The organism is Emticicia sp. CRIBPO, assembly GCF_009905725.1.
In the GTDB taxonomy this organism is placed as follows: Bacteria; Bacteroidota; Bacteroidia; order Cytophagales; family Spirosomataceae; genus Leadbetterella.
Map to the genome: position 1 here is coordinate 110,741 of NZ_JAAAKV010000007.1, position 14,352 is coordinate 125,092.

Sequence of the window (14,352 nt, forward strand, 5' to 3'; positions counted from 1 at the left end):
GCATTTTTTGTTTACAAACCCGGCCATTTTTAACAAAAACGCCTCTGATTGCTGTAATTTGTACAAACTTCCGTATTATTGGTAAAAATATTACCCAACCTCTCAACATATGTCAGAAGTCACAAACCCCAAACCTAATCAGTTATTAAAGCTTTTAGGAGTAGGATTCGGAATAGCAGTCACCATCGGCGGAACCATAGGAACCGGCATACTCAGAAAACCCGGTCCGATAGCCGCTCAGCTGGGAGATCCGTGGCTGATCATGGGGGTCTGGATATTGGTGAGTGTCTATGCTTTTCTGGGTGTTTTGTGTGCAATTGAACTGGCCGTTTCCATGCCTCAGGCCGGTGCCTGGTATGTTTACGCCAGACGTGCTTTCGGTAATTATGTTGGTTTTATTACGGGCATCACCAGCTGGTTCGGAACAGTGGCCGCTCTGGGTTTCGGGGCCTTTACGATGAGTGAGTATATTGCCTTGCTCCTGCCCCAGACAGAAGCTTACCTGAGGCTAATGGCGATTGGCATATTGATTTTACTGACCGGATTCCATTGGCTGGGCACCAAATCCGGAGGAAAGTCGCAGGAAGTGCTGGCATTTCTGAAGGCCCTGGGGCTTTTGATTTTTGTGGTTTTGTGTTTTATTTATGGCGGAGATGTCAATTATGCCGCTCTCGCCTCCACCACCCAATCCATTGAAAAACCGGCTTTGATATTCGGTGTGATCGCCGCTTTGCAGGCTGTTTTTTATACTTTTGATGGCTGGCACACTGCGGGCTATTTTGCTGAAGAAAACACAGACCCTGCCAAAAACCTGCCCAAATCAATGATCGGAGGAGTTTTACTGATCATTTCAATCTATTTGCTGGTCAATCTTGCTATCTTATATGTGCTTCCGATGGACATCCTGGCTAACTCTAAACTGGCGGCGGCTGATGCCATTTCACTGATTTTCGGTGAGCAGTCGGCCCGGATCGTTACGCTGTTCCTGATGTTATCGATCCTCGGTATCGTCAATGCCCAGGTGATGTTTGCCCCGAGGGTCATCTATTCTATGAGTCGCGACGGACTGTTCCACAAAGCAGTACAGAAAATCAATGCAGGAGGTACGCCTTCTGTGGCCATGCCCTTAACTTCCATAGGTTCTGTATTGCTGATCTTATCCGGAAAAGAGATCTGCGGTATTTTATCCGATATTGCCACCTTCTTCTTTGTGATGAGCTATGTTGCCGGATTTGCGGCATTGATCAAACTGCGGAAATCGGAACCTGACCTTCCAAGACCATTTAAGGTGATTGGATTCCCGTTTGTGCCTTACATCCTGATCGTAACTTCTGTTTTGTTCCTGGTCGGAGCCATCTACCAGGACCTGAAAAGCAGCCAGTTTGCCCTGATCTTCCTGGCTTTAAGTTACCCGCTTTACAGGTTGCAGCAAAGGTTTCTGAACTGACCTCCGGTAAACATTACCAAATGACAACACTTCCATAACATCCAGTTTACGTTGGAATTTGATTTTTGTCCATGAAAAATCGAATTTCAGAATTACTGGAGCGGAAACCTGTTTTCCTTATTATCTGGGCCATTGTGGCGGCTTTCGGAACGTACTTTTGTACCTATGCCCTTCGCAAGCCATTTTCTACGGGACAGTTTCTTAACCTTGAATTGTTCGGGGTCAGCTACAAAACAGTCCTGATCATCGCCCAGGTTTTCGGGTATATGTGTTCCAAATTTCTGGGTATCAAAATCGTTTCTGAACTCAGGGCCGAACACCGCATAAAACTCATTGCCGGACTCATCATCATTGCTGAGCTGGCCCTGGTGGGTTTTTCTGTGGTCCCGCTATCTTATAAATGGATTTTCCTGATCATCAACGGTTTGCCTCTCGGAATGGTCTGGGGTCTCATTTTCAGTTTTCTCGAAGGACGTAAGTTCACTGAATTGCTCGGACTGGGGCTGAGCGTCAACATGATTATGACTTCTGGCATACTCAAGTCATTTTACCTTACCCTGCAGCGGCAATTTCACTTCAGCGAGTTTCAGATGCCTTTCATCATCGGCCTGATTGCTTTGCCGTTTTTTGCTGTTTTTTTATGGATGCTCTCCAGGATACCCGTTCCGAACCAGGAAGACGTGAGCCTTAGAAGCAAACGGAAGCCCATGAATAAATTCCAGAAAATGAACGTGCTCTACCATTACGGTCTGGGCATTTTCATGCTGATCATTTCCTATACCATTTTTACGACCATCCGCGACTTCAGGGATAATTTTGCAGTAGAAATCTGGAATGAGATTGACCCCTTGCACGACCTGGCGGTTTTCGGAAAAATCGAAACATTCATTGCCCTGATTGTTATGGGCATCATAGCTACGCTGGTATTTATCAAAGACAATGAAAAGGCCTATTTCCTGATAAGCGGGCTGATGTTTGCCGGTATTCTGATGGGTGGAATCGCCACTTCCATGTTTGTCAACCACCAGATCGGTGTGTATCCCTGGATGGTGCTGCTGGGTGTTGGCCTGTTTTTCCCCTACCTGTTGATTCAGATAGCCGTTTTCGAGCGGCTCATCGGCTTATTCAAACTGAAAGCCAATGCCGGTTTCCTGGTCTATTTATGCGACTCCCTCGGCTACCTGGGCAGCGTAGCGGTATTGCTGATGAAAGAGTTTTTCTGGGCAGACCTGAGCTGGGCAAATGTCCTTATCAAATTTGCGATGGGCTCTTCGGTCCTTGGTGCCCTGCTGATTGCCCTGCAGTTCCTGTTCTTTGTCAGAAAACTGAATGAAAAAAGGGGGAAAGACCTTCAACTTGTCGTCAAATGAATTTCCCCCGGAAATATTGGGGTGAATAGAGATCTTTTTAAATCAGAACAATCCGGCTATTACTTCGCCTGCGTACCCGGCTCCTGAGCTCATGCCCTTTCCGCCGATGCCCGTTCTGATATGAATATTGGAGCTGATGTCATGTTCAAAAATTTCGTTGGGATGCTGTGCATACAATCCCGCCCAGTTCTGAGCGATGTTCTGTACGTTAAAGTCTACGATCCTGGCTGCTTCTTTCAGCATAAGTTCGTCGATAAACTCTTTAGAACCCAGCCCGAGGTTTTCGACTTCGCCCACCCCGGCATATTCGTGTGAATCGCCGACAATGATTGATCCGTCTGCCCCTTGCTTAAATAAAATGTGAATGCCCCATTGTTTCAGCTCTCTGAGATGCTCAGGAGTCTCCAACCGGGAGAAAGAAGGACATTGCTCAAACGACTCGTATCGCCTGATGGTAAGGCCTGTCAGGATATTGCTGCCCAGTTTAACTTCTGGCATTGGGTGTGTCTTGAGCATCTGAAGTTTGCTGACGATCAGCCCGCTGCTGCGGTAAATATCAGGAAAAAGCAGGTTGAAAACATAGCCACTGCAAATAACGACTTTATCAGCCAGCAGTTTTTCATTTCCTGCCAGGGTCAATTCCGCTCCGGCCGGTGTGTCTTCACAGGCCACTACCGCCCTTGAGGTTTGTAACTCCACGCCATATTCAGCCTGTACAAATTCCAGTAATTTATAAATCAGCAGATGAGGCTCAACGCTCATATCGCCCGGATAAAAGATCCCTCCCCTGGCATAAGATGATTTAATATGGCGAAATTTACCGGTCACTTCGTTGGCGTCCAGCAATTGGTTTTCATACCCCAGGTCCTGGTGAATTTTGCTCATTTCCTGAGCCACCTGCCACTCGGCTTCGTCTGAAGCAATGTAGACACTTCCCTGCTGAGTGATTGAAACGTCAGTTTTTTGCTGGATTTCCTTATATATTTCCAGGGTTTTCAATCCCAGGTCAAACCATTTTCCGGCCAGTCCTGAGGGTACCACCTGCCCGAAGTTCTGAACTGTAGAACCCACCGGACGGTTGTCTTTTTCCAGGATCAATACTTTTTTACCTTTCCTAGCCGCATGATAGGCATGAAACGTACCCAATACCCCTCCTCCAACTACAATCAGATCATATTTTTTCATGCTCCACCACGTTCTGTTGCTTCACAATTTCTATTATACCTGCTATGGAGTTGATGAGTCCGTCGTTCGGATAAGCCGCCAGCTGATCATGGCTGTGCGTGCCGTTGGTCACCCCAAGGCTCAGTAAACACCCGGCCTTTTTACCCGATTCAAGATCTGAAGGGGTATCGCCCACATTGATGACCTGCCACGGGTCTTCGATTCCAAATACTTCCATGGCTTTTTTAATCATATAAGGCTCCGGTCTTCCCTTGATAACATCGTCGGGAGTCAGGGAGAGGTCGATAACTGCTGTGCCATCCATGTTGAAATGGTTTTCATCCAGACCTTCCAGCCAGCCCAGTTTTTTGAGGATGATGTCTGCCACAATCCTGTAAAACCCGGTTGTCAAAGCTATTTTAATGCCGTTTTCTCTTAAATAAGCAAACGTTTCAAGGCAACCCTCTATAGGAATGATCTCGTGCGTTTTATAGTGGTTTTCAAGAATTTCTCTGAAAGTGTCGTAAGAAACAAATACATTTTCTTCATACTCCGGGTGGTCTTTCCCGATCTTCTCATCCCAGAGCATCTGGAATACCTCGATCTTGGAATATCCCTGCAGAGCCAGGATACGCTCCTCCGAAACTACCAGCCCGGTCTGGCTGCAGGCCTCGGCAAAGCAGGTTTCTACTTCCTTGTTGTCCCTGACCGTCGTTCCGGCCATATCAAATACGACGAGTTTAATTTTATTCATTCCTGTATGTCGGTTTTCACTGAAAAATCCAGCTCGCAAATATCCTGTTTAAAGAAAGAAAACTCCGGTTTCCAATGTTAAGGAATATTTAAATTTCAGAAAACCACTAACCTCCGGGCTGCCTACTCCCTTTAATAGGTATTATACCGAAACTATGTTATGTCAATATTAAATCCCGGGCTTTTTTGAGAAGAGAACTTTAAGAACAGTTTACTTTTCCTTAATGATTAGTTTTTATTGATACTCGTATTTTGTGTCCGCAAATGAATGGGTGTAAACCCTTACAGATTCATGTGCAAAAACACTAAATAATCATATGTATATGTACCAAACTTTACCAAAGAAAATCAAACTATTTGGCAAATCCATGAGCAGACTTCTGTGTGTTCTGATGGTTTTTGCCGGATTTCAGACCTTCGCTCAGACCACTGTTACCGGAACTGTCAAATCAGACAAAGGGGAGGCGATTCCCGGCTCCAGCGTTTTACTGAAAGGCACGCAGACTGGTAGCTCTACAGGTGTTGACGGTTCTTTCAAAATCATCGTTCCGAATTCAGGTTCGGTTCTTGTGTTTTCTTCTATCGGTTATGTTTCTGCTGAAGTTACTGTAGGAAACAAATCTATCATCAATGTTACGCTGATTGAAGATTCCAAAGCCTTGAGTGAAGTGGTGGTAACAGCCCTTGGTATTAAAAAGGATGCCCGCAGAATCGGGGTGTCTATCCAGAGTGTTGACGGTGCCTCTACTATCAAGGCAAGAGAGCCGAATGCGATCAACGCACTGGCAGGTAAAGTGGCCGGTTTAACCATCGGAGCCCAGCCTGAATTGCTGAGAAAACCAAATATCTCATTGAGAGGTAACTCTGAGGTTCTGTTCGTTGTTGACGGTGTGCCTATCAACTCTGATACCTGGAACGTCAGCCCTGATGATATCGAAACTTACTCTGTTCTGAAAGGTGCCTCAGCGGCTGCCCTTTATGGTTTCAGAGGTAAAAACGGTGCCATCCTGATCACAACCAAAAGAGGTTCTAAAGATAAAAGAGGATTCTCAGTGGATGTCAATTCATCTACCATGCTGGATAATGGTTTTTATGCCATCCCTAAAGTACAGGACGAATATGGCCCTGGTGACCACGGCCGTTATTCATTTGTAGATGGTAAAGGTGGCGGATTAAATGACGGTGATTATGACGGTGGCTGGGGCCCTAAATTCGACGGTCAGCCTATCGCTCAGTATGACAGCCCGATTGACCCTGTTACAGGCCAGAGAATCCCTACACCCTATATCGCAAGAGGAAAAGACAACCTTACGAGGTTTCTTCAGACAGGGATCCTTTCAACCAACAACGTCTCTGTATCCTCTTCAGGAGATAAATATAATCTTCGCTTTTCTGCTTCTCATACTTATCAGAAGGGAATTGTTCCAAATACTAAACTGAACATCACGAACTTCAACCTGACTTCGGATTACCAGTTTTCGAAAAGACTTAAATTTGAATCGGGTCTGCAATACAACCGTCAGTACACTCCGAATATTCCGGATGTAAACTACGGTCCGAACTCAATCATTTACAACATGGTGTTGTGGGCAGGTGCTGACTGGGACGTAGACGACATGCGTAACTACTGGCAACCGGGCAAAGAAGGCATTCAGCAGATTTATGCAGAATACCAACGTTACAACAACCCTTACTTCATGAGTTACGAGTGGTTGCGTGGACACCAGAAGTCTGACATCATCGGACAGGCCGCCATGACTTATAATGTTACCGATTATCTTGACGTGATGTTAAGAACTCAGGTGACTACCTGGGACTTGTTCAGAAGCGAGAAATTCCCGTACTCAGCCGGTTCATATGGCCGTGACGAGAGAAGAGGTGACTACCGTGAAGACAGACGCAAGCTTTTCGAAAACAACACCGACATACTTGTTAAATTCGACAAAGATCTTTTCAAAGATTTCAACGCTAAAATCTGGGCGGGTGGTAACATCAGAACTTTTGAATACAGCTCTCAGTACGGATCAACCGATTACCTGAACGTTCCGGGATTGTATAACTTCAGTAACTCGGCCAACCCTGTAAGAACAGCTAACTTCAACTCGGCGATGCGTGTTAACTCAGCTTATTACTCTGCTGACTTTACCTACAAAAACCTGTTGACACTATCTACTACAGGCCGTGTGGATAAGCTTTCGACATTACCGCAAGGAAACAATACGTTCTTCTATCCGTCGGTTGCCCTTTCGACAGCTTTAACAGATTACCTGCCTTTACCTTCAGCAATTTCATTCCTGAAACTGAGAGGTTCATATGCGAACGTAAAAGACGGTCTGACCCGCTCAACCATCGGTACTACCCCAAGTTTGGGTGATGGTAACCCGCTTGGATACGGAGATCAGTACTACTCTCCTTATGATGGCCCGTCATATCAGAACTCTGCAGTTTATACCACGCCGTTCTCTTATAACAACCAGCCGTCGGCATATTATACCAACGGATTGAACAACCCTGGTCTGCAGCCAAGTTCTACCTCTCAGACAGAGTTAGGTTTTGATGCAAAATTCCTTCAGAACCGTCTAGGTCTTGATCTGACGTATTTCATCTCGGATGAAGGTCCTAGAATCTTCTCTCTTCCGATCTCGACTACTTCAGGATATAGCTCGGCCCTGGTAAACGGTATCAAAACCCAGAAAAAAGGATGGGAAATATCATTGTCAGGTTCTCCGATCAAAAACGCTACAGGATTTAACTGGGATATCGTAGCCAACTATTCTACTTACCAGGAAAGACTTACAGAGATCTATCCGGGTGTTGAAAGCCTGAACAGGTTCTTTAAAGTAGGTGACCGTATGGACAAATTCTATGGTACGGCTTTTGCTAAAACGCCGGAAGGACAAATCATTAATGACGCCTCCGGCCGTCCGATTACAACTCCCGTTCCCCAGTTTCTTGGTTATATCAATCCTAAGTTCGTGTTTGGTATCAACAACAAGTTTTCTTACAAAAACATCAGCATGAGCTTCCAGTTTGATGGCCGTATCGGTGGTGTGATCTCTAACTACATTCAGCGTCAGACTTTCAGAGGTGGTCGTAACATCGCATTGGTTCAGGGCGATATGGCTACAGCGAGATACCAGGATTTCCTGGGTAACAAAACTTACGTAGGTCAGGGTGTTCAGGTAGCCAATGGTGCTTCTATCAACTTTGATGCAGCGGGTAAGATTACCAACTATGCGGAGCTTACTTATGCTCCGAACACCACCAAGCAATTCCTTCAGGATTATGTAGCCCGTTATTACAACACGGATGAGGGTAACCTGATGAGCCGTTCGTTCGGCATGCTGAGAGAAGTAGTCGTAGGTTATTCACTTCCTAAAGAGTGGATCGGTAAAAACATCCAGAATGTATCAGTTTCATTGGTGGGCAGAAACCTGCTGTATTTCGCGGAGAAGAAGGACATCGATCTTAACCAGTACATCACTGACGGAGGGTCGGGTCTTCAGACACCGTCTACCAGAAGATATGGTATCAACTTCAGCCTGACATTCTAATCGCCCATTATTTTAAAGACAAGAAAATGAAAATAAATAAATTAATATCCGTTTTTTCTGTAGTTCTGCTCCTGGTAGCCAGTTCATGCGAAAAATCTTTCGAGGATCTTGAAAAAGACCCCAACAGACCTGTCAACGTACCCGCTTCCCTGATCCTTCAGGGTGTTGAATATGATCTTTACAACAGCACCGGCCGGCCTTTCAGTGCGGAGATGCGTTGGAACCAGTATTTCTGTTCGAACTATAACTATTATGCGACGAACGAATATACCTGGACAGAGATGAACAACCATTTCTTCACGATCAAAAACGTGATCAAAATGGAAGAAGAAGCCCTTCGTTCCGGTGCTGATGCTGTTAACCCTTATTCTGCTTTGGGTAAATTCTTCAGGGCTTTTTATTATGACCAGATGACCAAAAAAGTAGGGGACCTGCCTCTGTCTGAGGCTTTGAAAGGCATTGCAGAAACAACGCCTGCTTATGACAGCCAGAAAAACATCTACATCCAGATCCTGAAATGGCTGGAGGAATCAAACACTGACCTGACGGCCCTAATCGCCAAAGGTCAGAATACCATCACCGGTGATTTCTATTATGGCGGAGACCTTAAAAAATGGCAGAAGGCTGTCAACGCATTCCAGTTGAGAATCTTGTTGACATTGAGCAAAAAAGACAGCGACACCGACCTGGCTGTTAAAACCAAATTTGCCCAGATCGTAAGCAATCCTGCCAAATATCCTTTATTGACTTCAACTGACGAAAGCCTTCAGTTTGTATCGAACAATTTCAACAAATATCCTTCTAACCCGGATAACTTCGGTTTCGATGCTACGCGTCAGAACATGGCTAAAGCCTACGTTCAGCCGTTGGTAGACAGAAAGGACCCAAGGGTAATGAGAACCTGTGAGCCGGCCGGATTCGAATTGAAAAGCGGTAAACTCCCTTCTGATTACACTGCTTACATCGGAGCAAGCTCAGGCGAAGACCTGGCCGATATGGCTTCCAATGCAGGAGTAAACAACGGAGCGGGATTTGCACCGGGTAAATACTCATTCCAGAACAGGAACAGGTTTTATACCAATTATATAGGACAAAACACCGCCATCGTAGGTTATTCTGAAATGTGTTTCAACATTGCAGAAGCTTACCACAGAGGCTGGGCAACTGGTAGTGCTGAGGACTGGTACAAAAAAGGTATTCAGGCATCCCTTGGTTTTTATGGCATCACCAATGGTGTAAATACCATGACCTATTCAAAAACAGGTGGTCGCGAAGCTTCTGATTTTGCCACTTTCACTGTCAATTTTGACTTCGATACTTACTATGCACAAGCCAATGTGAAATACAAAGCTGACAACAGCGGTCTGGAAAACATTCTTACTCAGAAATACCTGGCTTTCTTCATGAACTCAGGTATGGAAGCATACTTCAACTGGAGAAGAACAGGATTCCCTACCTTCTATACAGGTGTGGGAACAGGTAACTCAGGCAGGATTGCCGTTCGCTGGCAATATCCGATCTCTGAGATCACTACCAATCCTGAAAATTACAAAAAGGCTATTGACAGCCAGTTTGCCGGAAAAGACAATATCAATGAAGTAATCTGGCTTCTGAAATAAGAGCCGGAGAACGGTAAATGGAGAAAGGAAAAAGGAGGACTTCTCGTTTCCTTTCTTAAAGATCTCTCTTATAGTTTAGGTTAATAAATGATTCAAAAGCGGGGAAGGCTTCTTCCTCGCTTTTTTCGTTTTGGCTGATGTTTATTCACTTTCTGTTCAGATACAATAGTCTTTTTCAGTCCTTCCGGGGTATCTCATTTAGTTTACATAAAAGTAATAAAAGGCCATTGTTCCTGTTTTTATTTTTAGATAACTTGCCGGTCTGTTTACAATCTTAAAATTTAATGCTTCAGGCCGGAATTCCCGGCATTTCACCTATGGAAACAAGAAGAGAATTTATTCAGAAAGCCGCCATGCTGGCCGGAGGAGCCGGACTGGCAGGTATGCTTCCTCCTTCCATACAAAAAGCTATGGCCATTAATCCTGCAGAAGGAAGTACCTACATGGACGCTGAACATGTGGTGATATTAATGCAGGAAAACCGCTCGTTTGACCACTGCTACGGCACCCTTCAAGGGGTCAGAGGCTTTAATGACCCGAGGGCCATTAACCTGCCCAACCAGAACAGGGTTTGGCTGCAGACCAATGCTGCCGGTGAAACTTTTGCCCCGTTCAGACTGGACCTTAAAGACACCAAAGCCACCTGGATGAGCTCCCTGCCCCACTCTTGGGAAAACCAGGTTGACGCCCGTAACCACGGTAAATACGACAAATGGCTGGATGTTAAACAGTCGGGCAACAAAGACTTCAAAAAAATGCCGCTTACCCTCGGTTATTACGACCGTGAAGATATTCCTTTTTACTATGCCCTGGCAGATGCCTTTACTGTTTGTGACCAGAACTTCTGCTCGTCGCTGACAGGCACAACGCCTAACCGTCTTTATTTATGGACCGGGACCATCCGTGAGCAGCAAAATCCGGAATCAAAAGCCAATGTCAAAAACGAAGACGTGGATTATGACAAACTGGCCAAATGGAAGACCTTCCCGGAAAGACTGGAAGAAGCCGGGATATCGTGGAGAATATACCAGAATGAAATAAGTCTGCCTACCGGACTTGAAGGAGAAGAAGATTCATGGCTGGCGAATTTTACAGATAATCCTATCGAATGGTTTGAGCAGTATCATGTGAGGTTTCACAAAGAATACTACCCTTTTATCCAGAAAATGGAGAAGGTGTTGCCTGAGCAGATCGCTGCCCTGAAAACAAAACTGGAGACTTTAGACAAAGCTTCAGATGACTATAAAAAAACACAGAGGGAAATTTCTCAGAAGGAGAATTATCTGAAAATCGTGATCAACGACCTGGAGGAATGGAAACCGGAGAAATTTGAAAACCTGAGCGATTTTGAAAAGAATATTCACAAAAAAGCCTTTACGACCAACCGCAACGACCCGCATTATCACGAATTGACGACACTCAAATATGATGATAACGGAACACCGAGAGAAGTACAAGTGCCCAAAGGAGACGTGCTTCATCAGTTCAGGGAAGACGTTTCGGGTGGTAAACTACCGGCGGTTTCATGGATTGTAGCCCCTGAAAACTTCTCAGATCACCCGGGAGCTCCATGGTATGGAGCTTGGTACTTGTCTGAAACGATGGATATCCTTACCAAAAATCCGGAAGTCTGGAAAAAGACCATTTTCATCCTTTGTTATGACGAGAATGACGGGTATTTTGACCACGTACCACCTTATGTGGCCCCTGATCCGAATATCCCTCACACCGGAAAAGTGTCTAAGGGCATTGACGCCGCTGTTGAACAGGTAAGTCTGGCCCAGGAGTTAAAACGCAAAAGAGAAAACCCGGAAAGAGATTCCCGTTCCAGCCCGATCGGACTTGGATACCGGGTGCCGTTGCTTATTGCTTCCCCGTGGAGCCGTGGCGGGGTAGTCAATTCCGAGATTTTTGACCATACTTCGATCCTGCAGTTCCTAGAGCAGTTTCTGAGCAAAAAAACAGGGAAGGAAATCAGGGAAAGCAATATCAGCAACTGGAGACGTACGGTTTGCGGTGACCTGACTTCTGTTTTCAAGCCTTATAACGGAGAAAAAATCAGCTTGCCTGAGTTTGTCCAGAGAACTTCTTTTATCGAGACCGTTCATAAGGCCAAATTCAAAAACCTGCCGTCCAATTTTAAGACACTCAGCAAAACTGATATTGATAAAATCAACCAGGATGCCACTTACGCGTCCATACTTCCGAAACAGGAAAGTGGTGTAAGGGCAGCCTCCGCATTGCCTTACCAGTTTTATGTGGAAGGTGGTCTATCTGCCGAGAAAAAGACTTTCGGAATCAGGTTCAAGGCGTCTGATGAGATTTTCGGAAAGAAATCAGAAGGGGCTCCTTTCATTGTGTATGCTCCGGGTAAATACAAAACCAACGCCGGTTTTGAGCCGGTAAAGGTCTGGAACTACGCAGTAGCCACCGGTGACCAGATTGAAGACCAATGGCCGGTTTCAGACTTTGAAAACAGCCGCTATCATCTCCAGGTTTATGGCCCTAACGGATTCTTCAGAGAATTTAAGGGGACTGCCGCAGACCCTGCCATCAAACTAAACTTTGAATACCAGAGGGGAAAAACAAATAAGAAAAGTCTGACAGGGAACCTTGAGCTCCAGATGATCAACCCTGCCGGTGCCGAAACAATGACGGTCGAAATCACAGACCATGCCTATAATTACGGAAACCATACCAAAACCATTAAAGCCGGAAGCCAGGCCACTGTGTTGCTTGACCTTACCAAAAGCTTTGGCTGGTATGACTTCAGCGTAAAAGTTACAGGAAAAGAAGGTTTTGAAGCACGATATGCCGGCCATGTGGAAACCGGTAACCCGGGCTTCACTGACCCCGCCATGGGCAAAGCCATCGCTTGATATAGCAAAAGCTGGGTTCAGCCCGGCTTTTGTATTCTTACCAGGCCAACACCGTATTTCTCTCTGATGATCAGGATCTTGTGGTTTTTAAAATCTGTTATTTTTCCGAAAGCCAGCTCTCCCGCCAGTGGCCGCCTGATGTCGCAAATCCTCCCGGCATAAAAAGAAAAACTTGGCAGGTAATGATTGGGCATCACGATTTTCTCTTTCATCTCCCGGGTAAACAATGCGATTTCTTTCACAGGCTCCTGCTGGATTTTCCCGTAATAAATAAAGAACGTATTAAATGCCAGGATCACCACCAATGAACTTATCATCATTTTGTTTTTCAGCGACTTAAAAAACAATGTTACTCCCAGTAAGGTTAAGAGTGCAACCATCACAAAATAGTATTTAGCATCGAAAACCTCCTCAGAACCTTTGATAACGGCCTTTACATAGTCGTCATTGATCATGTCCGAAAACCGGGGGGCTGCCAGCGGGGCTATCACAAAAACGGCCACCAGGAATATGCCGGAAAACAGCACGCCTTTCCATTCCATCTCTGTATTCCGCCCGGTACTCATCATTAATAAAGGGACATAGCCCAACAGGATGTAATGAGGCAGTTTGGTGCCGGAGGCAGAGAAAAGCACAAAAACCAGGATAAACCAGGCAGCCAGAAAAAAGTTCAGGCGGTCACTTCTCCATGCTTTCCATTGCAGCAGAGTCTTAAAATGAACAAACGCAAAGGGGATAAGCCCCAGAAAAAAGACAGGGATATAATAAAACCAGCTCCCTCCGTGGCTTTCCATGGCATTGGTAAACCGTCCGACGTTGTGCTTCAGAAAGAAATCCTCCATCACAAAAAAACCAACTTTCTGATAACACAGGTAAAACCAGGGAATGACAATCAGGAAAAACAAGAGCAGGGAAGGCAGGTGAAGGAGCCTCAATATCAGTTTCCATTCTTTAAATCTGAGTGCATAAATCAAAATTACCCCTGCAGGAATAAGCACTGCTACGGGGCCTTTAGCCAGAAAAGCAAGACCCGCTGCTGCATAAGCCAGCACCAGGTGTTTTTTCTTTTCATGATGGATAAACCTCCACAGATTCAGCATCACCGAAACCAGCAGAAACTGTAAAGTGGCGTCGGCAATGGCCGCCTTGCTGATCATGGATAACTGAACGGACCCAACGAAGAAGACGACCAGTTTACCGGATGATTCCACCCCGGAATATTCTTTTGAAAACCGGCACATCAAAAGAATCAACGCCAGCGACATTATCACAGACGGTAACCTCACTGCCCATTCCCGGGCCCCGAAGAGCCATTGGCTGCCGGCTACCATCCAGAACACCAAAGGCGGCTTATCATAACGCTGCTGACCGTTGGCGGTGATGGTAACAAACTCGTTGTTGGCCAGCATTTCCCTGGAACCTTCTGCATAAAACCCTTCGTCTTCATCAAAAAGCGGGGCATTCAAGCCATAAAAAAGACTGATAAAGACAAGCAAAAACAGGAGGATTTTGTTCACAGGAACCGACGTCATAATTACTTAAAGATTTGATAAAACGGGCTTAAAG

General features: G+C 45.5%; 8 protein-coding genes. 5 read left to right on the top strand and 3 right to left on the bottom strand.

All coding sequences use genetic code 11. The features are described from left to right. The first annotated feature begins 109 nt into the window (after window positions 1–109). Window positions 110–1,447: an APC family permease gene (locus tag GVN16_RS15365; protein WP_166564800.1), complete on the top strand. Its 1,338-nt coding sequence runs from the start codon at window positions 110–112 to the stop codon at window positions 1,445–1,447. A 71-nt stretch (window positions 1,448–1,518) separates the two neighbouring features. Next, the gene (locus GVN16_RS15370; RefSeq protein WP_166564801.1) at window positions 1,519–2,817 is read left to right on the top strand and encodes a DUF5690 family protein; all 1,299 of its coding nucleotides are present in this window, start codon (window positions 1,519–1,521) and stop codon (window positions 2,815–2,817) included. A 42-nt stretch (window positions 2,818–2,859) separates the two neighbouring features. On the opposite strand, the gene GVN16_RS15375 is transcribed toward GVN16_RS15370, so the two are convergent. Together GVN16_RS15375 and GVN16_RS15380 are read right to left on the bottom strand one after the other, a co-directional pair. Beyond that, window positions 2,860–4,002: a TIGR03364 family FAD-dependent oxidoreductase gene (locus GVN16_RS15375; RefSeq protein ID WP_166564802.1), complete on the bottom strand. Its 1,143-nt coding sequence runs from the start codon at window positions 4,000–4,002 to the stop codon at window positions 2,860–2,862. After that, on the bottom strand, window positions 3,989–4,735 hold the full coding sequence (locus GVN16_RS15380; protein ID WP_166564803.1) for an HAD hydrolase-like protein: 747 nt from the start codon (window positions 4,733–4,735) through the stop codon (window positions 3,989–3,991). Before GVN16_RS15380 ends, GVN16_RS15375 begins: the two co-directional genes overlap by 14 nt. A gap of 367 nt (window positions 4,736–5,102) precedes the next feature. Between GVN16_RS15380 and GVN16_RS15385 the strand changes: the two genes are divergently transcribed. The 3 genes from GVN16_RS15385 to GVN16_RS15395 all read left to right on the top strand — a co-directional run bounded on the left by GVN16_RS15385 (window position 5,103) and on the right by GVN16_RS15395 (window position 12,786). Then, window positions 5,103–8,288 carry a SusC/RagA family TonB-linked outer membrane protein gene (locus GVN16_RS15385; RefSeq protein WP_166564804.1) on the top strand — a complete coding sequence of 1,062 codons (3,186 nt, stop codon included), beginning with the start codon at window positions 5,103–5,105 and terminating at the stop codon, window positions 8,286–8,288. Window positions 8,289–8,314: 26 nt separating this feature from the next. Continuing rightward, entirely contained in the window at window positions 8,315–9,907 is a 1,593-nt protein-coding gene (locus tag GVN16_RS15390) for a SusD/RagB family nutrient-binding outer membrane lipoprotein (RefSeq protein WP_166564805.1), read from the top strand. A gap of 317 nt (window positions 9,908–10,224) precedes the next feature. Beyond that, window positions 10,225–12,786, top strand: a complete 2,562-nt coding sequence (locus GVN16_RS15395) for a phosphocholine-specific phospholipase C (protein WP_166564806.1) — start codon at window positions 10,225–10,227, stop codon at window positions 12,784–12,786. A gap of 17 nt (window positions 12,787–12,803) precedes the next feature. Here the strand turns inward: GVN16_RS15395 and GVN16_RS15400 are convergent, their stop codons facing one another. Next, entirely contained in the window at window positions 12,804–14,318 is a 1,515-nt protein-coding gene (locus tag GVN16_RS15400; protein WP_166564807.1) for a glycosyltransferase family 39 protein, read from the bottom strand. Between the last annotated feature and the right edge of the window lie 34 nt (window positions 14,319–14,352).